The organism is Streptomyces sp. NPDC049627 (genome assembly GCF_044465645.1).
Lineage (GTDB): Bacteria > Actinomycetota > Actinomycetes > Streptomycetales > Streptomycetaceae > Streptomyces.
Window position 1 is genome coordinate 45,203 of record NZ_JBITLW010000003.1, and the last position, 23,116, is coordinate 68,318.

Here is a 23,116-nt window from a genome sequence, read left to right on the forward strand (position 1 = left end):
ATCCCATCGCGCCGGCCCGGGCGCGGTGATCGGCGCGGGTACTCAACTCCGCTGGGTACGCATGCTCAACGCGCGCTCCACGATGGCCACCAGCTGTTCGTGGTGCGCGCCCTTCCAGTACGCGCGCCCGCACTGGGTGCACTGCGCGAAGACGTCGTACGACCGCTGCGTCCCGCCCTCCAGCTGGTCCGCCACCTCCTCCTTGGTGGCCTCCTTGAGCAGGCCGTTGCAGGCGGTGCAGCGGGTCCAGGGACGCAGTTCGGGCCGGAACCGGTCGAGGACGTCACGGAGCTGCTCGTCGGGCCGGGTGCTGTAGACGAACGCGCCTGCCCACAGCTCACGCCGGCGCAGCAGCCCCCGGTCCCGGCTCAGCATCACGCGTTGCTCGGCGGCCGAGCGGGCGGCGAGCGCGGGGTCGCCGATGTCCGTCGACTCGTACGCCGTGTCCACGCCGAGCAGGCGCAGGCGGCGGGCCAGGGTGCCGAGATGGACGTCGAGGAGGAAGCGCAGGGGAGCGCCGGGTACCCGCTGGGGGCGCTCGACGGGCCGGACCTCCACCCGGTCGCCGGCTGCGGGGACGTACGACGTCGGCACCTGGCGGCCGTCGGCCCACAGGGCGCCGACCTCGGTCAGCGGGACGCCGGCCGACTCGACGACGTGGCCCAGCGACGAGACGCCGTCGGTGACGAGCGTCCGCTGCAGCTCACGCTGGACGAACAGGGCCAGCTCGGGGGCGAACTCGACGTGGATCTCGGGACCGTTCACCCGGTCAGGATGTCACGGGCGGTGAGCCGGGCCCGAGGGGTTTTCGGTGGGGAGGCCGTGCTCCAGGACCCCCATGCCACGGTTCAGCAGCTCGCGGAGGTCGCCCTCGCAGTCGTTCTCCCCCCAGTACAGGTTGACCTCCATCAGGCCGCCGATGAGGGACATCGCGTAGACCCGCACTTCCAGGCTGTCGGGGTCCAGGCCGTGGCGCTCGGCGATCGCTCCGCGGAGCAGGCGTCCGGTCGCCGACATGCTCTCGACCATCCGGGAACGGATGGCGGGGACCTGGACCGCGAGGTGCGCCCGCACCCGGACCACCTCGGGGTCCTCCGTCATCAGCGCGTCGATGCCTTTCTGCATCACGTACCGCATCGAGTCCATCCACGACTCCCCGGCGGGCCGGGCGCGCAACTCCTCCAGCATCAAAGAGTCGTACTCGTCCGTGAGGACGATGTCCTCCTTGGTCGGGAAGTAGCGGAAGACGGTCGACGGCGACACCTCGGCCCGGTCGGCGATCTGCTCGATCGTCGTGGCGTCGTAGCCCTGCTCCTTGATCAGCGCGTAGGTCGCGGACCGGATCGCCTCGCGAGTCTTGATCTTCTTGCGTTCACGTAGGCCCAGCCGGGAGCGGTCGACGGAGGAGAGGGGCGAGCGTGCGGGGGTCATGCCGGTCATTGTCGGGCATCGGCCTGCTCGGCAGCCATGTCCGGGGTCGCGGAGGTCCCGGTCGGGCGGGGTGTGGCCGGCAGGAACGCGGCCGCGAGCAGCGCGGAGACGAGGGCGGCGATGCCGCACACCAGCAGCACGACGCCCATGCCGTGGACGTACGCGCTGTTCGCGGAGGCCGCCAGTTGAGCCGAGCCCGCCCGCTCGGCGACGAGGTGCGCCGCGACCACGGACTCCCCGGCGGTGTCGGCGGCCCGCCCGGGGAGCCCGGCGACGTCGAGCCGGTCCCGGAAGGCGGCGGCGAGCAGGCTGCCGAGCAGGGCGATACCGATCGCGCCGCCGACCTGGCGCATGGTCATCAGGAGCCCGGAGCCGCTGCCGGCCCGGTCGCGGGGCAGGGCGCTCAGGCCGCCGTTCATGGCGGGGATGAGGGAGAGACCGAAGCCGAGGCCGGTGACGGAGAGCCACAGCGCGACGAATCCGTACCCGGAGTCCACGGTCGTACGGCTGCCGAGGACTCCGGCGAAGGCCAGCACCACCAGGCCCGCGCTCACCGCGGCGCGCGCACCGAAGCGGGTGACGACCTGCGGGGCGAGGCGGGAGGCGACCAGCAGTCCACCCATCATCGGCAGCAGCCGCACGCCGGTGCCCAGGGCGTCGTGGCCGAGAACGGCCTGCAGGTAGGGCGGCAGCACGAACAGCAGGCCGGTCAGGACGAACGTCACCAGGGTCGCGGCGATCGTGTTGAACAGGAAGCCGCGGTGGGCGAGCAGGGTCATGTCGAGCATGGGGCGCTCGACCCGGCGTTCGCGCAGCACCAGCGCGGCGATCAGCAGGACGGCCGCCCCGAGCATGCCCAGCACCAGCGCGTCGCCCCAGCCCCTGGTGGGCGCCTCGATGATCGCGTAGACGAGGGCGCCGAGGCCGGTCGCGGTGAGCGCGGTGGAGAGGGCGTCGACCTTGGGGGAGGAGGGGTCGCGGGTCTCGGGGAGCAGGAAGACGCAGGCGAGGATGCCGACCGCGGCCATCGGGACGTTGACCAGGAAGACCGAGCCCCACCAGAAGTGGTTCAGCAGCCAGCCGCCGATGATCGGGCCGAGCGGGAGGCCCAGCGCGGAGGCGGCGGAGACGATGCCGACGGCCTTGGTGCGCTCCTCGGGTCCGAACAGGGTGGGCACCACGGAGAGCGCGAGCGGGGTGACCAGGGCGGCGCCGACGCCCATCAGCGCGCGGGCGGCGATCACGGCGTTCACCTCCCCGGACAGCGCGCCGACGACCGACCCGGCCAGGAAGATCCCCAGGCCGGTGATCAGCATCAGCCGCCGCCCGAACCGGTCGCCGAGCAGGCCGGCGGGAAGCATCAACGCCGCGAAGACGACGACGTACGCGTCCGCCATCCACTGCTGCTCGCCGGTGGTGGCACCGAGGTCGGCGGCCATCGTCGGCAGCGCCACATTGAGGATCGTCGTGTCGAAGCCGAGGGTCAGCATGCTCGCGACGAGGGCGGCGAGGGCCCACCAGCGCCGGGGATCTGGAGTGAGAGTGTCCATGAAATGAGAGTAGCTCTCAAAATAGAGTCACTGTCAATCGGTTTCGGCATGCAAAAAGGGCCACGGCTCGAAGCCGTGGCCCTGAAGGAGCGGATCGGTGCTACGCGTGCTGGTACGCCACCAGCGAGATCCCGACGTAGTGCGTGATGAAGGCCGCCAGGGTGAAGGAGTGGAACACCTCGTGGAAGCCGAACCAGCGCGGTGACGGGTTCGGGCGCTTGATGCCGTAGATCACGCCGCCCGCGCTGTACAGGAGACCGCCGACGATCACCAGGACCAGCACGGCGATGCCGCCGGCGTGCATGAAGTCCGGCAGGAAGAAGACGGCAGCCCAGCCCATCGCGATGTAGCAGGGCGTGTAGAGCCAGCGCGGGGCACCCACCCAGAAGACGCGGAAGACGATGCCGGCCGCCGCGGCCCCCCAGATGCCCCACAGCAGCCACTGCCCCTTGGCGCCCGGGAGCAGCAGCATCGTCAGCGGCGTGTACGTGCCCGCGATGATCAGGAAGATGTTGGCGTGATCCAGGCGGCGCAGGACGCCGTCCATGCGCGGGCTCCAGTTGCCCCGGTGGTACAGCGCGCTCACGCCGAACAGCAGGCAGGCCGTGAGGGCGTAGATCCCGCAGGCGATGCGGCCGCGGGTCGAGTCCGCCAGGGCGGTGAGCACCAGGCCCGCGACGAGTGCGGCCGGGAACATGCCCAGATGCAGCCAGCCCCGGAGCTTGGGCTTTATCTCCTCGGAGAGCTGCTGGGCGTGGTGCGCGATCTGGTGCGGCAACGAGGGCGCGCCGGAACCGCGGCCGGCGGCCGGCGTGTCCGTGGGCGCGTCGGGGACGGGCGCAGTCATGGGGGAAATCGTACCTACGGAACCGTAAGTTACGTATCAGCGCGACCAGATGGGCGCCCGGAAGTGGCCATCGTCTCACGGGGTACTCGGTCGGGGCGCACCAGGGGTGAAGCCGTGGTGACGCATCGAAAACATCCGGATGAGTGGCGATGCTCACGCCGCTCACCTGTGACGCCCTCTGGACATATGGGCGGGCGCGTCGGATGATCAAATGAGTGCGGTCGGCACCGGATGAGCGCGGAAGATCCAGACGGCTTCAGTTCGCGCAGCATCCGGGTCGCGGCCCCCACGGGGCATACAAGGGCATATTCAGGACAAAATCCCTCACTTAGGAGCAACCGTGGCGCGCGACATCGCGGCTCCCCCCGTCGTCCCCACCAACCACCGGGAACTGGTCTCGTGGGTGAACGAGATCGCCGAACTGACGCAGCCGGACAGCGTGGTCTGGTGTGACGGATCCGAGGCCGAGTACGAGCGTCTGTGCGAGGAGCTCGTCGCGAAGGGCACCTTCAAGAAGCTCGACCCGATCAAGCGCCCCAACTCGTACTACGCCGCCTCCGACCCGACCGACGTCGCCCGCGTCGAGGACCGGACCTTCATCTGCTCCGAGAAGGAGGAGGACGCGGGCCCCACCAACCACTGGATGGACCCCGCCGAGATGCGCGAGGTCTTCTCCGGTGAGAAGGGCGTCTTCCGCGGCTCGATGCGCGGCCGGACCATGTACGTCGTCCCGTTCTGCATGGGCCCGCTCGGCTCGAAACTCTCCGCGATCGGCGTCGAGATCACCGACTCCGCCTACGTCGCGGTCTCCATGCGCACCATGACCCGCATGGGCCAGGCCGTCCTCGACGAGCTCGGCGAGGACGGCTTCTTCGTGAAGGCCGTGCACTCCGTCGGCGCCCCGCTGGAGGAGGGCCAGGAGGACGTCCCCTGGCCCTGCAACCGGACCAAGTACATCTCCCACTTCCCGGAGACCCGCGAGATCTGGTCCTACGGCTCCGGCTACGGCGGCAACGCCCTGCTCGGCAAGAAGTGCTACGCCCTGCGCATCGCCTCCGTCATGGCCCGTGACGAGGGCTGGCTGGCCGAGCACATGCTGATCCTGAAGCTCACCCCGCCCACCGGTGAGTCGAAGTACGTCGCCGCCGCCTTCCCGAGCGCCTGCGGCAAGACGAACCTCGCCATGCTGGAGCCCACGATCTCCGGCTGGACGGTCGAGACGATCGGCGACGACATCGCCTGGATGCGCTTCGGCGAGGACGGCCGCCTGTACGCCATCAACCCCGAAGCCGGCTTCTTCGGTGTCGCCCCCGGCACGGGTGAGCACACCAACGCCAACGCGATGAAGACGCTGTGGGGCAACTCGGTCTTCACCAACGTGGCGTTGACCGACGACAACGACATCTGGTGGGAGGGCATGACGGAGGAGACTCCGGCCCACCTGACGGACTGGAAGGGCAACGACTGGACGCCGGGCTCCGAGACCCCGGCCGCCCACCCCAACGCCCGCTTCACCGTCCCCGCCTCGCAGTGCCCGATCATCGCGCCCGAGTGGGAGGACCCCAGGGGCGTGCCGATCTCGGCGATCCTCTTCGGCGGCCGCCGCGCCACCGCCGTACCGCTGGTGACGGAGTCCTTCGACTGGAACCACGGCGTCTTCCTCGGTGCCAACGTGGCCTCCGAGAAGACCGCCGCCGCCGAGGGCAAGGTCGGCGAGCTGCGCCGCGACCCGTTCGCGATGCTGCCGTTCTGCGGCTACAACATGGGCGACTACATGGGCCACTGGGTCGACGTCGCCAAGGGCAAGGACCAGTCGAAGCTCCCGAAGATCTACTACGTCAACTGGTTCCGCAAGAACGACGAGGGCAAGTTCGTCTGGCCCGGCTTCGGCGAGAACAGCCGCGTCCTGAAGTGGATCGTCGAGCGCCTCGACGGCAAGGCGGACGGCGTCGAGACCCCGATCGGCATCCTGCCGACCAAGGAGGCCCTCGACACCAACGGCCTCGAACTGGCGGACTCCGACCTGGACTTCCTCCTCACCGTCGACAAGGAGGTCTGGCGCGAGGAGGCCGCGCTCGTCCCCGACCACCTCAACACCTTCGGCGACCACACGCCGAAGGAGCTGTGGGACGAGTACCACGCGCTGGTGCAGCGCCTGGGCTGATCAGCCCCCCAAGACGCCGCGGCCGGCTTCCGAGTGTGCCCTGACCAGCAACATCGTCACGGCCGGCCGCGGTGACCGCACCACAGACCGGCGAGGTTCCGTACAACGACGTGCGGGGCTGTGGGCCTGTCGTCGCATGATCCCGTCCGCCCCGACGGGAGGAGAGTGACGACAGGCCCTCGCCTGTATCCGGCAGCCTTCTGCGGTCGCGCCCCCTTGATCGAGGGATCTTCACGGCTGTTACATGTTCAACACAGGAGCGTCACTCATCCCAGTGAGCGCTCAATTCAGCCTGTGGGGGGCACAGTTGAATACTGCACGCCTTGATGGCGCACACCGTCCCAGACGTCTCGCGGCCACGCTGCTGGCCGCCGCACTCGCCGGGACCGGCCTGACCGTCGCCGCCGCACCCGCGGCGCACGCGGCGGCCTCCGACGCGGTGGCCAAGCTGCCGATCTCGTCGTACTCGGCGATGGCGGTGGACTCCGCGCACGAGCGGGTCTACGTCGCCGACAGCAACATGGGCAGCTACTCCAACAGCGGCCTCATCGCCGTCTACAACTTCCAGGGCGAGCGGATCACCACGATCAGCACCCAGCAGCACATCTCCGGACTGGCCCTGAACGCCGACGGATCCACGCTCTACGTCGGTGGACGCGAGGTGCTCTGGCGCTACGACACCAGCACCTACACCTCGAACGGCCTGTACGTCTCCACCGACACCTGCGGCCGCAGCCTCGCCTTCTCCGGCGGCACGGTGTACTACACCACGCCGTACTCCTACTACACGTCGCAGTGCGACACGACGCTGACCTACCTGGACTCCTTCCGTCCCGCCGACAACACCGCGCCGCGCACCAACTGGCAGGACTACGGCAAGCTCCAGCTGGAGGCGGGTCCGGGCGACCGGATGCTGATGGGGCAGCCGCTCAACGAGCAGGCCGCCAACCCGTTCCTGACGGTGTACGACACCAGCGGCGGCACCCTCGTACGCAACGCGGCCCGCCGGTTCGCCGACGCCGACGGCAAGGGCGCCCTGAACCTGAAGGACATGGCGTTCTCCGCGGACGGCAGCAAGGTCGCCGTCGCCGACGCCGCCTACGGCACCCGGCTGCTGAACACCGGCGACCTGTCGGACGCGGGCACCGGCTACCAGGGCCTGCCGTCCGACGCCACCGCCAGCGCGGTCGCCTTCGGCGGCGACGGCAAGTACATCGCGCGCGGGGCCGCCGCCACCGGCGCCACCCCCGACCTGCTGGTCCAGCCCGCCGACCCGGCCGACGCCACCACCCCGCTGGAGTTCGCCTTCGAGGGCAGCCTCGACGGCGACCGGGTCGCCCCGCGCGGCCTGGAGTGGTCGGCGGACGGCTCCCGGCTGTTCGCGGTGACCACCAACGCGGCCGGCAACCAGTTCTGGCTGCACGTCATCCAGCCCCCGGCCGTCCAGTACGACGCCCGCTTCACCGGCGGCCTCACCCACAGCCCCGCCCAGGCCGTCGCGGGCGAGCCGCTGGCCGTGCGCGGCAAGCTGGAGCAGGACGGCCCGGCGCCCACCGAGCCCCTCAAGGTCAAGGCGACCCGCACCGACGCCACCGGCACCCACGACGTCGGCACCTTCACCGTCAAGGCCGACGGCACGTTCACCGTCCTCGACGAGCCCGACCTCCTCGGCGACGCCACGTACACCGTCTCCTTCCTCGGCGACCTGACCCACCGCCCCGCCGAGGACGTCACCACCACGGTGTCCGTCGGCAAGGCGCCCACGTCGATCGCGCTCACCGCGCCCGAGGAGGGCTCGCTGAGCACGGGCGTCGAGATCACCGGCACCTTCACCGCGCAGGGCAAGGCGCTGCCCGACCGGGCGGTCCTCAAGGTCACCCGGACCGACCGGCTCGGCACCGGCACGCTGTCGTCGGTGACCGTCGGCGCCGACGGCACCTTCACGATCAACGACCTGCCGCGCACCCGGGGCGACGCGACCTACACGGTCAGCTGGCCGGGCGACGACCTGCATACCGCGTCGTCCGCCGAGGCGACGGTGTACGTCAGGCGGTAAGACCGCTGCCGGTCCCGCCCCGGTCCTCCAGATACCGGGTGTGGGACTCCTGGCGGCGGGCCTCCACCTCGCGCAGGCCCGCCGCCAGCCGCTCGGCGTCCTTCTTCAGCAGACCGAGCTGACGCTCCAGATGCAGCTCGGGAGACTCCGTGCCCGGGGCCATCCGCGTCCACCACCGCGTCCGTACGAAGCTGTCGACGGCCTCGGGCAGATCGCGCCGCACGATACGCGACAGCACGTGCACGCCCTCCGGATCGTGCGCGAGCAGCTCGGCGACCCAGCCGCGGTCGAGCAACGCGGCCACCAGCTCGGTGAGTTCCCGCAGCCGCGCGGCGGCCGTGACGGACAGCTCGACGTCCGTGAGATAGCCGCGCAGCTTCTCGAAGTCGCCCCGCACCTCGTCGAGCTGCGTCGAAGGGTCCGGGAAGTCGGGCGGCGCGGGCCGCTCCGGCGGGGCGACCAGCGCGCCCGCGCCGTACAGTCCCGCGACCACCACGGGCCAGTACGGCCCCGCCACGCCCGTGAAGGTCAGCACGAGACCGACCAGCCCGCACGCGCTCCCGGCGAGGTTCTTGCAGGACTCCAGGTATGCGAGTGCCTTACTGGTAGCCACGGATCTCCTCGAAGGCGCCGTCCAGCGAGCCCTGTTGGGCGTCGAAGAGGCGGCCGCCGGTCAGCTCGGCGATGTGCTCCAGCTCGGAGCGGTCGGAGTCGCCGAAGAGGATGGGGAAGACGGGGATCTGCTTCCCGGCGGGGGGCAGACCGTTCCGGTAGAAGGTGTCGAACTCCGCGGCGTCCGCGCCCGCCGTGTTCTCGCCGTCCGTCATCAGCACGATCGACGTGAACGTGTCCTTGTCGGTGCTCAGATGGTCGTACGCCCTCTGCAGCGAGCTGAAGATCGCGGTGTCGCCGTCGGCTTCGAGCTCCTTGGTGTCCTTCCTGATCCCGTCGAGACCGGCCTTCGGATCCGCCGGGTCGACGACATGGGTCCGTACGCTCTTCACCTCCGACCCGATCGGCATCAGCGTGACCTCCTCGCGCTCGCGGAAGTCGCCGGTGAGGTCGGTGAGCGCCCGCTTCAGCTGTTCCAGGCGGTCGCCCTCCATGGAGCCGGAAGTGTCGAGGACGTAGACGGTCCTGGACGGGCGGCGCAGCTCGTTCTCGTACGAGTCGAGCAGGCCGTCGGCGACGGAACGGCTGCCGGGGAAGGGCAGCTCGCGCCGCCGGCTGCTGTCGAGGCCGGACGCGGGCGGCACGGAGGGGACGACGGGGCGGCGATGGGTGCGCTCGGTGATCAGCCGCTGTATGTCCTCGGTGCGCAGGGCCTCGGTGAGGCGGCGGACGTCCTCGCGGGTCGCGGCGTTCGTCGACGTGAGGGAGGAGAGCGGGTAGTCGGCGGTGACGACGCCGTCCCTGGGGCGGATCACGGTCAGACCCGGGATGCCCTTGAGGACGGACTCGTAGTTGAGCAGGGCGTCGACGGTGCCGCGCCGCTTGTACGCCGTCGCCAGCCAGCCCGACGACCCCGAGGTCAGCTTCTGTCCCTTGAAGAACTCCTTCAGGCGATCGCTCGCCTTCTTCACGTCCGCGTCGGTGAGCGCGGACTGGGCGCCGGACAGGGCCGAGGCGACGGAGACGAGGGTGGCGAAGCCGGAGTTGGAGCGGGCCGGGTCGGTCATGCCGTAGGTGAGGCTGCCGTCCCGGACGGCCTTCTCGACCCGGGACCAGGTGACGTTGTCCGGCTTCCAGCCGAGCTCCCGCACCGTGGCCGTCCTGACTCCGACCGCGACCGGACTCGACATGATCGGCGTCTCCGACACCACCTCCTTCGCCGCGTCCGGACGCAGCCGCAGATAGTCGTCCGAGGAGAGCCATACGGCGTCGTACCGGCCGTCGGCCTTCCCCGCCGCCAGCAGGTTCACGGCGTCGAGGGTGCCCATGTAGGTGGGGCGGACCTTGATGCCGGTGTCCTTGCGTACCTGCTCCAGGACGGGGGCCATGTCGGAGAGTTCGCTGGAGGCGAGGACCCGGAGGGTGCCGGGTTCGGGGGCGGTGGGGTCGTCGGACTTCTTCGCCGTGCTGCACGCGGTGAGCAGGACGGCCGAGACCGCGACCACCGCCGTGAGGCTTCGTCTCATGCGAGGCCCCCGTCCAGCGCGCCGCGCGACCGGCTGCGCTCCAGGTACGCGCTCGCGGACTGCAGTTCGGCCGTCAGGTTCTCCACCGTGACCGCCATCGCCTCGGTCGCCTGGACCTTGTACGTGTCGATCGCGTCCAGCGTCCGGTAGATCTGCTGGAACGCGGACCGCAGGGTCTCGGCCCCCACCGCCGGGTCGGCGGCGATGCGCTGGATCTCGCCGCTCTGCGTGGCGAGCATCTCGGCATTGCCCCGGATGAGGTCCTCGGTCGTCCCGCGCAGAGCGTTGACCTGCTCGACGACCTTCTTCTGACTGTCGAGCGCGGACGCCAGCATCACCGAGATGCGCAGGGCCGAGACGGTCGTCGTAGCGGCCCGGTCGACGCCCTTGATCAGCTCCTCGTTGTTACGCCGTACGACATCCATGGCGAGGTAGCCCTGCGCGCACACCGCGAGCTGGGTGAGCAGGTCCTGGTGCTTCTGCCGGACGGGGAAGAGGACGTCGGCCCGCAGGGCGTCCGCCTGCTGCGGGTCGCTCGCGTCGACCCCGGCGATGTGCTGCTCGACGGCGGTGTCCAGGGCCTCCGTCAGCACGACGTACTCCTGGAGCTTGCCCATGGACTCCCACAGCCGCACCCGCTCGGTCTGCAGGGCGGCGTTGTCCCGCCGCAGCTCGTCCTGCCCGCCCCGCAGCGACCCCACGATCCTGTTGAGGGTGCCCTGCGCGGAGGCGTACTTGGCGACGTGGTCGCGCAGCTTGTTGCCACCGGGAAGCCTGGACAGGAACTTGCGCCCCCTGGCGGCGGGCAGGTCCCGCGGGTCCAGGTCCTCCACCACGCGCCGCAGTTCCACGAGCGAGCCCGCGACCTGCGACTGGGCGTCCCCGCCCTTGTCCGGCAGGCTTCGGACGGTCCGCTCCAGCATCCGGTTGGACTGCGCGGCCGCCGTCCGCATCTCTCCGGCGCCGAGGGCGGTGATCTCACCGACCTTGCCGGCGAACTCGGGGGAGCGGGCGTCGAGGGTGGCGAGTACCTCGACGTAGGCGGAGGCCTTCTTGGCCATGTCGGTACGGACGGTGTCGTCCACCGGGACGAGTCCGCCGGCCTTCTCGCGCGGCACGGAGGCCACGGGCTCGGGCGGAGTGAGGACGAAGCTGTCGTCGTTGCTGCTCACATCATGACTGCTCATGGTGCTGTTCCCCCTTATCCGCGCGCCCGTCGCGCCAGCTCGTGCAGCACCTTGGCGGTGGGCACGGGCGCCTGGCGGACGCCGGTCAGTTCCTGCTTGAGATAGCTGGTGCCGGCGGTGAACTCGGTGGCCTCGCCCTGCGGGCGGAACCCGTGCCGGGCCTCCAGCTCGCGCAACGCCGGGTCCGAGGAGAGGAGTTCGGCGATCGCCTTGCCGTGCTCGGTCAGCGGTACGACGGTGTGGTCGCTGTTGACCGTGGTGTCCGGGTAGAGCACGACCAGGTCGTCGGGCTTCTGCCCGTCCGCCAGCAGCGAGGCGACCTGCGACTCGTAGACCACGACGAGCGGATTGCCGGCGCCGCTGACGAAGTCCCGGAAGGCGGCGTCACTGCCGGACTGCTGGGCGCCCTGCACGCTGACCAGCTTGTGCAGCAGGGGTGCGGTGCGATCGACCTCGGCGCCGGTGGCGACGACCTTGCCGCCGTTGGCGACGTAGGAGGCGGCCGCGAGGTAGAGGGCGCCGGAGTTGGACGTTTCGGGGTCGGTGCTGGACAGGTAGAGCGTTCCCGTCAACTCGCCGTACTTCGCCGCCCCCTTGAGCTGCTGCCAGGTGCGGTCGGCGCGGGCGGCGTCCAGATAGGCGGCCATCTTCAGCGTGCCCTGGTGGGCCTCGTCCAGCGTGACGAGCCCGTTCGCCGCGAGCACCTCGGCGGCGTTCTTGTGCGCCACGACGACGAGCGGCGAGTAGAAGGGGCGGGGCAGCGTCCCCGTCACCTCGTACTTCGCGGCCAGCTCGACGGCCGGCGCCTGACTCGACGGCAGCGCGAGGTCGTACCCCTTGAGGTCGAGCCCCTCCATGGCCCACGACCCGGAGGTCTCGGCCTTCACGGTGTAGCCCTTGGCGGCGAGGGCCTTCACCACGTCGGGATCCGCGAAGAACTCCGCCTTCTCGGACCCGGTCACCATCCGTACGGTCTTCGTTGCCGTGCCCTTGTCCTCATTGCTGCGGCCCGCGACGACGGCAACCACCACTCCGCCGATCAGCAGCACCGCGAGGACGATCCCTGCGATACGTCTCACGCCGGGGAGAGTGCTCGCGGAACCCAACATTCCCCGCCGGGAGGGATGAACGGGAGGTGTCGTACCGGTCCCGTTACGACACGGGGGAGTGGAAGCGCCCCTTCAGGGGCGCGAGGAACTGCGCGACCAGCCACAGACGACCGTAAGCCGCGAAACAACAAACTGTGGCAACCCGGTCCGCGCGTCGCTGCGGGTGCACGCGGACCGGGGCCGTTCAGGGGGGATCAGCCGACGCCGGTCAGTTCCTGCGGCTCAGCCAGCGCAGCGGCATGCGCGTCCATACGCTCAGCGGCAAGGATCGCGGCAGCGGTATCCGCACGAGAGGCGGCGACAACCAGCGCCCGCCCGGCGAGGGTATGTGCGCGACGATGCAGTGCCGCAAGCTTCGAGTCGCCGGCCGTTGACGTCCTGACCGGCGCCGTTCCACCCCGCAGCCGGGCCACCTGCTCGGCGAGCCGCTCGGCGGCCGCGTCGAGGTCGGCGGACGGTTCGAGCGAGCGCAGCGCATCCGTGACGGCCAGCAGCGCCGCGAGGTGCCCCGCGAGCTGGATGTCCAGCTCCTCCTCGCGCGATCGGTGCGGAAAGTCGGAGGTCGTGCCGGCCATCGTGCTGTGGACCGACTTGGTGCGGATCGGTTCGTACATGGATGGCCTCCTGTGCTGTCAGGAAGCCATCCTAGCTTAGATTCCGTCTAAAGTTGAGCGAACGCAAAAGATCTACGGCCGGCTGATCTACGGCTGGCTGTAGCCGTCCAGGAACCGCCCGATCCGTCCCATCGCGTCCCGCAGATCCGTGACCGTCGGCAGGGTCACCACCCGGAAGTGGTCCGACTCCGGCCAGTTGAAGCCCGAGCCCTGGACGACCATGATCTTCTCGCGGCGCAGCAGGTCCAGGACCATCTGCCGGTCGTCCTTGATCTTGAAGACCTTGGGGTCGAGGCGCGGGAAGAGATACAGCGCCCCCTTCGGCCGTACGCAGGTCACGCCGGGGATCTGTGTCAGCAGCCCGTACGCGACATCCATCTGCTCCTTCAGCCGGCCCCCGGGCAGCACGAGGTCGTTGATGGACTGCCGGCCGCTGAGCGCGGCGACGACCCCGTGCTGACCGGGCATGTTCGCGCACAGTCGCATGTTCGCGAGGATCGTGAGGCCCTCGATGTAGGAGTCGGCGTGGGCGCGCGGGCCCGAGATGGACATCCAGCCCACCCGGTACCCGGCGACGCGGTACGCCTTCGACATGCCGTTGAAGGTGAGGGTGAGCAGGTCGGGGGCGACGGCGGCGGTCGGGGTGTGCGTGGCGCCGTCGTACAGGATCTTGTCGTAGATCTCGTCGGAGCAGACGAGGAGGTTGTGCCGCCGGGCGATGTCCGTCAGCCCGCGGAGCATGGCCTCGTCGTACACGGCCCCCGTCGGGTTGTTGGGGTTGATGATGACGAGGGCCTTGGTGCGGTCGGTGACCTTGCGCTCGATGTCGGCGAGGTCGGGCATCCAGTCGGACTGCTCGTCGCACCGGTAGTGCACGGCGGTGCCGCCGGACAGGGACACGGCGGCGGTCCACAGGGGATAGTCGGGCGCCGGAACCAGCACCTCGTCCCCGTCGTCGAGCAGTCCCTGCATCGCCATGACGATGAGCTCGGAGACGCCGTTGCCGATGAAGACGTGCTCGACGTCGGTCTCGATGCCGAGGGTCTGGTTGTGCATGACGACGGCCCGGCGCGCGGCGAGCAGCCCCTTCGCGTCGCCGTACCCGTGTGCCGTGGACACGTTCCGGAGGATGTCCTCCAGGATCTCGGGCGGACACTCGAAGCCGAACGCGGCCGGATTGCCGGTGTTCAGCTTGAGGATCCGATGCCCCGCCGACTCGAGCCGCATCGCCTCCTCGAGCACCGGGCCCCGGATCTCGTAACAGACGTTGGCGAGCTTGGTCGACTGGATCACCTGCATGTCAAGGAGCTTACGGCCCGGTAACGCCCCTTGGGCCGTGTTTTCCGACACGTGAGACGCGGTGGTTTGTGCTGTTATCGCCGGTAGCTGTCCCGCGGGCCACTCCCGTCTCTACAATGCGCGGTCATGTCCAGACCGCCGGAGCACGAAAACGGGATGTACGCCGCCAACGCCGCGAACCAGGCGACCGGCGGGTATGACGTCCCCGATGCGCGCCCGGAGCCCGACGTGGCCCAGGCGCCGCCGACCGTGTACCACCCGCTGCCGGAGGAGTCCCCCGCGTACGACGCATACGTCGACCCGGCGGCCGCGCATGGCTGGCAGAACGCGTACGACGAGACGACGGAGCTGCCTGCGGTGGTCGACGGGGCCGGTGGTGCCCATGAGGTCCGCGGTGTCGGCGGCACCTCCGGCCCTGACCGTGGCTACGACTACGTCTACGAGGTGGGCTACGACTACGGCGACTACGGCGACGGCCACGCCGCGCCCCGCCGCCGCAGCCACCGAGGCCGGCACCAGCCGGCCGCCTGGCGTTCGCATCGCGTGGCGATAGCGGCCGGAGCGCTGGGAGTGGTGTCGGCGGCGGCGCTGATAGCCGGCTTCTCCCTGTCCGGGTCCTCCACGGGAGGCGGCACGCAGACCAAACACGACCGGACGAGCACGACGTCCAACGACTCGGTGGTACCCCAGGAGCCCTCCGCGGGTGCCTCGGCCGGTGTCCGCCGGTCCGACGACGCCGATCCGTCGCGCAGCGCCTCCCCGAGCGCCTCGCCGAGCCCGTCCGCGTCGGACGACGCCGAGTCCGACGACAGCAGGACCGAAGAGCCCTCGACCGCCCCCTCCACCACCAGCGAGGCCCCCCCGACCCCGACCGCCACGGCGGCCCCGACCTCGGACAAGCCGGGGCGGGGGCAGGGCAACCCCAAGAAGCCGGGTTGAAGGACGGACAGCTAGGGACAGCGCTCAGGACGTGAAGCGCTTGGCCACTGCCCGGACGAGGTCGGTCTTCGCCACCTGCAGCGCGAACCCTTCGCCGCCGTCCTGGGCGTGCCTGGCGTACCAGGGCAGGGCGCGGCGGCGCCACTTGGCCGGGGCGAGGTTCCCGGGGAGCGCCGGGAGGGGCGACGACCACGTCCCGATCCGGAGGTCACCGCGCCAGACACCGGCGGGGAGCTCCGTGACGGGTACGCGGACGACGAAGCCGCCGCCATCGGGACCGTGGGAAGCCCGGAAGACGGCGACACCCCCTTGTCCGTCCTCCAGCGTCACGGTGAGGCCGCCCTCCGGGTACCCGGCGAGGGCGCAGCGGCCGGTGATCTCCAGTTCCGTCGGTGCGTCGGGGGCCCACCGGATCGTGTCGTCGACGCTGATCTGCAGCAGTACGGCGTGCTTGCGCTCTCCGATGTCGAGCGTGAAGTTGCCGTGCGGGTGGGTCGTGTAGAGGGTGACGGCACGGGCGCCTTCGGAGGTGTCCACGAGGTGCGTGGCTGCCTTGCCGGACACGTCGGCGGCCCGCTTGCTGCCGATGCGGACCTCGCGCGTGATGCCCTGGGCGCCGATCGCGAGGGAGATGTCCCACAGCCCGTCGCCGAGCGGTCCGCCCTCAGCGGCCGTGGTGATGTCGACGACCGCCTCGAAGCCGGCCCGGTCGTACGTGTACCGCCCCTCGTCCTCGTCGGCGCCGGCATCGGGTGTGCGCGTGTGCGTCACGGGCAGCCGGTACTCCGTCCTGCTGTCGCGCTCACGCAGGACGAGGCCGGTGCTGACGTCGCGGGTCTCGACACGGTGGAGGTAGCCGTGCCCGGCGAGGTGCAGCACGGAGCCGCGCACGTCGGCGCGGGTGACGTGGTGGCGTACGCCGAGCTGGGCGGTGACGTCGTAGCAGTCGTCGGGGACGGATCGGGCGGGATCACGGAGGAACGGATAGCGGGCGAGGGCCCGGCCCGCGTCGACGACGACCGGGGTGGCCACCTTGCTGTCGGCCAGCTCGCTCTCGAACCGGATGAGTTCGAGCACCTCGTCGAGCATCCTGTGCCGTACCAGGTGCAGCCGTAGCCGGGCCATCGCGGAGAGGCGGTCGTTCAGCCCCTCGTGCCACAGGGGAGCGATGATCTCGGCGAGGCGTGCGAGGGCCTTCTCCTGCTCGGGGCGGGGTTCGGAGGCCATGTGGCCGAGGATCTCCTGCACCTCGACGGTCAGGTGCCGGTGTGCCAGGTGGTCGCGGCCGGGGCCGGGCGGGACGTTCTCCAGGAGCAGGTCGATCATGCCCGGCAGGAACCGCAACCGGGGCTCCGCGCCCCCGTTGCGGACCGTGGCGTTGCCGCCGTCCTCGCGCAGCGAGCAGAACAGGCAGTCGTAGTCGGCGATCACCGAGATGCCCGAAGCGTGCAGGTAGGCCAGGGCGACGAAGGACTGGTCCTCGCCGATGGGCAGGCCGGTCGGGAAGCGCAGCGCATGCCGTTCCAGCAGCTCGCGGCGGAACAGCTTCAAGGGGTTCAGGGCCCAGTAGACGCGCGAGCCGAAGACGTCCGTCCTCGGCTGGTTGCGCTTGAACATCGACAGGGGCAGGGTGCGTCCGCCCACGCCCACCATCTTGCCGAGCACGATGTCGGTGCCGTTCTTCTCGGCCATGGCCACCATGCGCTCCAGCGCCTCCGGCCCCAGGTGGTCGTCGGCGTCCAGGAAGAACACGAACCGTCCGCGGGCGTGATCCAGCCCCAGATTGCGAGGCGCCGAAGGACCGCCGGAATTCTCCTGCCGGAACACGCGCAGCAACTCCGGGTAAAGGCCGGTCAGCCGCTCAAGTTCCTTGGCCGTTCCGTCCGTTGAGCCGTCATCGACGACGATGAGCTCCAGCTCGCCCTGACCGATGCTCTGCTCGGCAACGGAAGTGATGCAACGCGTCAGATAAGGCATTGCATTATAGGCGGCAACAATTACCGAAACGGTAGGGGCAGCCATCGTTACGCTCTCCAATAAATACGGGGCACACCCCGAATTTGGATGGCTTCGATTTCGGCTGCACAGGTGCCGCAGCGCGCCATTTGCGCGGGGAAGGATGCCGCAGGCCATGTGAAGATACCATGACCTGCTCGTGCCTGCGAGGTGACCACTCGCCGAAGCGCCAGGTCAGGGCGGCCTGCTTGAGGGGTGATTTGCCCTGTTCCTGACCGGAACACCATGATCCGCTTCGTTGGTGCGTGGACGCAAAGGTTGCGCACTTCTGCGTGCTCGCCGTATGCGCCGTGACCTTCGGATCGAGGGTTGACATCTTTTACCGGCGCCATATTTAGTCTGCGCTTACAAGATCTCAAAAGTAGGCCGGGGGCGGGTCTGCTCAGGGCAGAACAAGGGGTGGGTGTGCCTACGCGTACACGTCTGGCCGGAATGCTGGCTGCAGCCGCGAGCACTTTCCTGGTGGCTGCGGGGGTGGTCTCGCTAGCGTCACAACAGGCGGTGGCGGCTACCTGTACAGCCGGGACGTCGAGTGACTTCAACGGCGACGGGATATCCGACACGGTCATCGCCGACCCGAACGCCACCGTGAACGGAGCCAAGGCAGCCGGGCTCGTGCGTGTGGTGCTCGGCGGCGGCAAGGGTGTGTCGGAGATCTCCCAGGCGACCAGCGGTATGCCCGCGACGCCGGAACCCGGCGACGGCTTCGGCAGCTCACGCACTTCCTACGACGCCGACGGTGACGGCTGCACCGACCTTGTCGTCGGCGCCCCGTTCGAGGACATCGCCAACACCGACGGAACCCAGCGTGTCGACGCCGGGGCCGTCTACGTGATTCACGGCACGCCCACCGGCATCGGCGCCGGCTCCCGGATCGTGGGGTACACCCAGGCGGAGCTCGACTCGAAGACCTCGACCGAGGCGTACGACTGGTTCGGGTACGCGGTGCGGGCGGGTGCGGCCTCGAACGGCCTGCCCTACCTGGTGGTCGGCGTACCCGGCGAGAACGTCACCGTGGACGGCAAGACATACGCCGACGCCGGCTGCATCGAGTACGTGCAAGGCTCGACCACGGTCCCCGTGAGTCAGAACGACCCGGGGGTGCCCGGCATCGTCGAGGCACACGACCGGTTCGGCTACTCGCTGGCCGGGACGAACCGTTACTTCGCGGTGGGTACCCCGGGGGAGACGATCGGCACCGAAGGGTTCGCCGGTGGTGTCACGGTCTTCAGCCACACCCTGTCCGGCGGACTGCCCACCCCTCTCGTGGGGCTCGACCAGGACAGCACCGGGATCACCGGTGTCGCCGAGAAGGGCGACGGTTTCGGCACGTCGGTCTCCATGACCGGCTACCGGCCGAGCAGCCAGACGTACAACTCGGATGTGCTGCTGGCCGTCGGTACGCCGAACGAGGACGTCGGAACGGTCCAGGACGCCGGCGGCGTGGCGGTGATCCGGATCCAGCCTTCGGGCGCCTACTCGCAGATCACCTCTTTCGACGCCGGTGTGAGCGACGACGTCGAGGGTGAGCCGGTCGCCGGGGACTTCCTCGGACAGCGGGTGACGATCGCCAACACCGACACCAACGTCGTCACCACCAGCGCGACCGTACGGCTCGCCGTCGGCATCCCCGGCAAGGACACCGCGTCGGTCAAGGACGCCGGCGCCGTCCAGATCTTCCGCCCGCTGGATGCGTCTGCAGGCACCGCCGACAAGATCATCACGCGCGGCTCGGGCCTGCCCGGCGCCGCCACGGCCCGCGACTACACCGGCCTCGCCCTGACCTCCGGTTCCGTGAACCTCTACGTCGGCGTGCCCTACAGCAAGGCGTCGAGCTCCCCCAAGGGAGCCCTCTACGTCCTGCCGTGGACCGACATCGACGGAACGACCGGCACGGGGACCACCACCTACCTGCCCGGCTCGGGCGGGCTGCCCGACGAGGGCGTGTCGTTCGGAACGGTCGGATGAGCGGCGGCGCGGAGACAAGGAAGCACGGGGCGATGAACACCCACAGAAACGGAAGACGCCGCACGCTCGCCGTCGCCACGGCCCTGACGGCCCTGCTCGCGACCGGTATGAGCGGCGTACCCGCCGGCGTCGAGCAGACAGCGGCCGCGGCTGCCGAGGCCGGCGGCAGTCCGGCCCTCAGTCAGGACCAAGCACAGACCAAGGCCGTCAAGTCCGGCAAGCCGGTGGAGATCCTGAGCCTGCGCGACGAGCGCAGCACCACCGTTGCCAACCCCGACGGCACCTTCACGACCAGGGAGTACGTCCAGCCGATCCGCACCCGCAAGGACGGCAGGTGGACGGAGATCGACACCACGCTGGTCGAGCAGAAGAACGGCACGTATGCACCGAAGGCCGCGCTGACCGCCATGTCCTTCTCGGGCGGCGGTGACACGACCTTCGCCGAGATCGAGAAGGACGGGCGCACCCTCTCCCTCGACTGGCCCCAGAAGCTCCCCAAGCCGAAGCTCGACGGCTCCACCGCCACGTATGCGAACGTCCTGCCGGGGGTCGACCTCAAGGTCACCGCGAGCGCCGAGGGCTTCTCGCACATCCTGGTGGTCAAGAACGCGAAGGCGGCGGCCAACCCGAAGCTGGCCGAGCTCGAACTGCCCTTCAACTCCTCGTTGCTGAAGCTGAAGGAGGACGCGGGTGGTGGCCTGACCGCCACCGACACCGGTTCCGGCGGGACCGTGTTCGAGGCGCCCCAGCCGGTGATGTGGGACTCCAGCGACTCAAGTGGCTCAAGCGACGAGACGGCCACGCAGCCGCCGACGGCCGGGGAGAACACCGACACACCCCCCGCGGGCGCGGAGATCGCCGATGTCGCCATGGACGTCACGTCCGACACCATGACGCTCACGCCTGACGCCGGCCTGCTCACCGACGAGAAGACCGTCTACCCGGTCTACATCGACCCGGTGGTGAAGACCGCCAACCGCACCGGCTGGACCATGGTGTCCTCGGAGAACTCGACCGCCGAGTTCTGGAAGTTCGACGACGACGAGGGCGTGGGCCGGTGCCCCTCCGACGTGTCGTACCGCTGCGCCAGCGGCAATGACGTCAAGCGGCAGTTCTTCGCGATCCCGACGGGAACCTTCGAGGGCAAGGACATCGTCAGCGCCGAGTTCGCCGTGACGCTGGTGCACACCTACAGCAGCTCCGCGCGCGAGGTCCAGCTCGCCCGGGTCAACAGCACCGGCGCCAGCGCGATCAACTCCTCGACGAACTGGACCAACCAGCCCTCCTCGAAGGAGACGATCGCCTCCAAGTCGCCTACCGACACGGCGGGTTCCTGCACCTCGACCAACCAGAACGTGCGCTTCGGCGTGACCGGCACCGTCCAGAAGGCGGCCGACAACGGCTGGGGCACCACCACGTTCCGGCTGAAGGCGGGCAGCGAGTCCGACACCTCGTACTGGAAGCGCTTCTGCGGCAACGCACACCTCGAAGTCACCTACAACCGTCCGCCGCTCGTGCCGGACCAGGACGACCTGCAGATGAAGCCGGGCGGCGCGTGCGAGTACGGCAACGTCACCGAGCACTATGTGACCGAGGCGCCGCGTGTCTCGGCCGTGATCAGGGACTACGACCACGGCGACACCGGTTCCAACTCCGAGACGCTCCAAGCCCAGTTCAAGGTCTGGTGGACCGACGGCTCGGGCACGCACACGCACTACGCGACGACGGCCAAGAAGAGCACGGTCGACTCCAGTTGGAGCGATCAAACAGGCGTGGCCACCTTCTTCTACACCATCGGCAGCGACGTATCGGGCGACAACCAGCCGGGCTTCTCCATCCCGCCCAACACCACCATCGCCTGGGCGGTCCAGGGCTTCGACCAGCAGTCGTACGGCCCCTGGTCCACCGAGGGCGGCCAGACCCGCTGCGAGTTCATCTACGACGCGAACAGGCCCAAGGCCGCCGCGGTCAGTTCAGCCCAGTACCCGGACGACGAGACCTGGCACACGGGTGTCGGCGACTACGGCAGCTTCACCATGGACTCGCCGGACGCCGACGTGACGCGGTACGCGTACTCCTTCACCGGTCCCCAGGCCGACAACGCGGAGAAGACGGTGGCTCCCGCCTCGGCCGGCGGCCCGGCGACCATCCGCTGGATGCCGCCGAGCGAGGGCACGTACACCCTGCATGTCAGGGCGATCGACGGCGCGGGCAACCCGCAGAAGGTGCCGACGAGCCATGTGTTCCTGGTGAGTGACGGCCGTGCGCCCGCTGCCGCGTGGACCCTCGGCGACGCCCAGGGCTCCTCGACGGCCACCGGCAGCGGCGACGCGACGAACGCCACCGCCGGCTCCGGTGTGACCTTCGGAGTCAAGGGCCCGCTCGGCTCGACCGACACCGCCGCTTCCTTCGACGGCACCGCCAACGCCTACCTCGAGGCCGTCGACGACACCGACCCCGCGCCGGACAGGTTCCCCGTCGACACCAGCGGCACCTTCTCGGTGAGCGCCTGGGTGATGCTGCCCTCGCTGCCCACCGAGAACGTCACCGTCGTCAGCCAGGACGGCGTCGCACAGCCGGGCTTCGAACTCGGCTACGACGTCGACACCGCCTCCTGGACGTTCCGCATCCCGGTGAGCGACATGGAGTCGCTCGGCACCTGGAAGGTCTCGGGCGCGGCGGCCGTCGTCGGCAGCTGGACCCACCTCATCGGCGTGTACGACGCCGAGATCGGCAAGATGATGCTGTACGTCAACGGCGCACTCGTCGCCGAGGACGTCCAGGCCCGCCGCACGGCCTGGAACGCCGCCGGGGCCGTACAGATCGGACGCAAGCTCTCTCTGGAGGGCTACGTGGGTCATCTGAAGGGCAGCGTCGCCGACGTCAAGTTCCACGACCGGGTGATCCCCGAGGCGGAAGGCCAGGACCTCGGCGGCATCACGCCGCACCAGCTCGCGTACTGGCAGCTGGACGAGGCGTCGACCGGCATCTCGCCGGAGACGGCGGGCGGCACCGGGCTCACCCTGGGCGCAGGCGCCTCCATCTACGTGCCCGACGACTCCTGCGACCCCGAGGCCGACCCGGACTGCATGCCCCCTGCCCAACCGCTGTGGGGCGACGGCCACCTGGCCCTGAACGGCACCGACGCCTACGCGACCCGCGCGACCGCCGGCCCGCTCACCGCCCAGGACAGCTTCACGCTCACCGCACGTGCGCGGCTCGCCGCCGCGAACCCCGGCGCGGACGGGACGGTGCTGTCCCTGTCCGGTGCGAACGGGACCGCCATCAAGGTCAAGTACCAGGCGTCCAGCGGCCGTTGGCAGCTCGTGGTGACCGGCGCCGACTCGGCGGCCCCGGTGACCACCTCCGTCCTGGATACTGCGGACCCGCCGAGTTCCGAGGGTGACGGCGACCATCTGGCGCTCGTCTACAACGCGGTCTTCGGCGAGGCGATCCTGTACGTCAACGGCACGGCGGTGGCCGAAGCGGCCTGGGACAACACCTGGGACTTCAGTACCACCCGCCTGCAGATCGGCCGCACGCTGACCGGCACCACCGCGACCGAGTACTTCTCCGGTGCCGTCGACGAAGTCCGGATGTACCAGGGGCCGCTGGACGCCTCCTGGGTGGCGCAGGTGGCGGTCATGCCGGCCGGCGCGAGCATCGACGAGACGTCGGCCTAGCACTCCGACACCACGGGCGGGGGGGCCGCCGGGCCCCCCCCCCCCCCCCCCCCCCCCCCCCCCCCGCCCCCCCCCCCCCGGGGGGGGGGGGCCCCGCGGGGGCGCCCCCCCCCAC

Annotated in this window: 16 protein-coding genes; 5 read left to right on the forward strand and 11 right to left on the reverse strand. The window is 70.0% G+C overall.

Going from position 1 to position 23,116, the window contains the following annotated elements; all coding sequences use genetic code 11:
• Nucleotides 1-42 precede the first annotated feature (42 nt).
• The 4 genes from ACIBU0_RS09380 to ACIBU0_RS09395 form a co-directional block, all read right to left on the reverse strand.
• On the reverse strand, nt 43-765 hold the full coding sequence (locus tag ACIBU0_RS09380) for a Mut7-C RNAse domain-containing protein (RefSeq protein ID WP_398814143.1): 723 nt from the start codon (nt 763-765) through the stop codon (nt 43-45).
• 12 nt (nt 766-777) lie between these two features.
• Nucleotides 778-1,431, reverse strand: coding sequence for a TetR/AcrR family transcriptional regulator (locus ACIBU0_RS09385; RefSeq protein ID WP_398814146.1), 654 nt, complete (start codon nt 1,429-1,431; stop codon nt 778-780).
• A gap of 5 nt (nt 1,432-1,436) precedes the next feature.
• The gene (locus ACIBU0_RS09390; RefSeq protein WP_398814149.1) at nt 1,437-2,981 is read right to left on the reverse strand and encodes a DHA2 family efflux MFS transporter permease subunit; all 1,545 of its coding nucleotides are present in this window, start codon (nt 2,979-2,981) and stop codon (nt 1,437-1,439) included.
• Nucleotides 2,982-3,081: 100 nt separating this feature from the next.
• Nucleotides 3,082-3,828, reverse strand: coding sequence for a hemolysin III family protein (locus ACIBU0_RS09395; protein WP_398814152.1), 747 nt, complete (start codon nt 3,826-3,828; stop codon nt 3,082-3,084).
• Nucleotides 3,829-4,168: 340 nt separating this feature from the next.
• On the opposite strand from ACIBU0_RS09395, the gene ACIBU0_RS09400 reads away from it, so the two are divergent.
• Both ACIBU0_RS09400 and ACIBU0_RS09405 read left to right on the forward strand, forming a co-directional pair.
• Nucleotides 4,169-5,992 (forward strand): phosphoenolpyruvate carboxykinase (GTP), encoded by a 1,824-nt coding sequence (locus ACIBU0_RS09400; protein ID WP_398814155.1) that lies wholly within the window; start codon nt 4,169-4,171, stop codon nt 5,990-5,992.
• A gap of 307 nt (nt 5,993-6,299) precedes the next feature.
• Nucleotides 6,300-8,048: an Ig-like domain repeat protein gene (locus ACIBU0_RS09405; protein ID WP_398814158.1), complete on the forward strand. Its 1,749-nt coding sequence runs from the start codon at nt 6,300-6,302 to the stop codon at nt 8,046-8,048.
• Here ACIBU0_RS09405 and ACIBU0_RS09410 read toward each other — a convergent pair.
• From ACIBU0_RS09410 to ACIBU0_RS09435, 6 genes are all read right to left on the reverse strand, one after another.
• Nucleotides 8,038-8,661, reverse strand: a complete 624-nt coding sequence (locus ACIBU0_RS09410; protein WP_398814161.1) for a hypothetical protein — start codon at nt 8,659-8,661, stop codon at nt 8,038-8,040. The genes ACIBU0_RS09405 and ACIBU0_RS09410 overlap by 11 nt on opposite strands.
• A complete protein-coding gene (locus ACIBU0_RS09415; RefSeq protein ID WP_398814164.1) occupies nt 8,648-10,186 on the reverse strand; it encodes a substrate-binding domain-containing protein in 1,539 nt (512 codons plus the stop codon). Before ACIBU0_RS09415 ends, ACIBU0_RS09410 begins: the two co-directional genes overlap by 14 nt.
• Complete coding sequence (locus tag ACIBU0_RS09420) at nt 10,183-11,373, reverse strand: toxic anion resistance protein (protein WP_398814168.1); 1,191 nt, start codon at nt 11,371-11,373, stop codon at nt 10,183-10,185. Before ACIBU0_RS09420 ends, ACIBU0_RS09415 begins: the two co-directional genes overlap by 4 nt.
• Before the next feature lie 14 nt (nt 11,374-11,387).
• Entirely contained in the window at nt 11,388-12,452 is a 1,065-nt protein-coding gene (locus tag ACIBU0_RS09425) for a hypothetical protein (RefSeq protein WP_398814171.1), read from the reverse strand.
• A gap of 224 nt (nt 12,453-12,676) precedes the next feature.
• Nucleotides 12,677-13,096: a hypothetical protein gene (locus tag ACIBU0_RS09430; RefSeq protein WP_398814174.1), complete on the reverse strand. Its 420-nt coding sequence runs from the start codon at nt 13,094-13,096 to the stop codon at nt 12,677-12,679.
• An 87-nt stretch (nt 13,097-13,183) separates the two neighbouring features.
• Entirely contained in the window at nt 13,184-14,395 is a 1,212-nt protein-coding gene (locus ACIBU0_RS09435) for a pyridoxal phosphate-dependent aminotransferase (protein ID WP_398814177.1), read from the reverse strand.
• 126 nt (nt 14,396-14,521) lie between these two features.
• Between ACIBU0_RS09435 and ACIBU0_RS09440 the strand changes: the two genes are divergently transcribed.
• Nucleotides 14,522-15,334 (forward strand): hypothetical protein, encoded by an 813-nt coding sequence (locus ACIBU0_RS09440; protein WP_398814180.1) that lies wholly within the window; start codon nt 14,522-14,524, stop codon nt 15,332-15,334.
• A gap of 24 nt (nt 15,335-15,358) precedes the next feature.
• Here the strand turns inward: ACIBU0_RS09440 and ACIBU0_RS09445 are convergent, their stop codons facing one another.
• Nucleotides 15,359-17,311: a glycosyltransferase gene (locus ACIBU0_RS09445; RefSeq protein ID WP_398814182.1), complete on the reverse strand. Its 1,953-nt coding sequence runs from the start codon at nt 17,309-17,311 to the stop codon at nt 15,359-15,361.
• Between the two features lie 540 nt (nt 17,312-17,851).
• Here ACIBU0_RS09445 and ACIBU0_RS09450 point away from each other — a divergent pair.
• Entirely contained in the window at nt 17,852-19,318 is a 1,467-nt protein-coding gene (locus ACIBU0_RS09450; protein WP_398814185.1) for a VCBS repeat-containing protein, read from the forward strand.
• A gap of 32 nt (nt 19,319-19,350) precedes the next feature.
• Nucleotides 19,351-23,001 carry a LamG-like jellyroll fold domain-containing protein gene (locus tag ACIBU0_RS09455; protein ID WP_398814188.1) on the forward strand — a complete coding sequence of 1,217 codons (3,651 nt, stop codon included), beginning with the start codon at nt 19,351-19,353 and terminating at the stop codon, nt 22,999-23,001.
• Nucleotides 23,002-23,116: the final 115 nt, after the last annotated feature.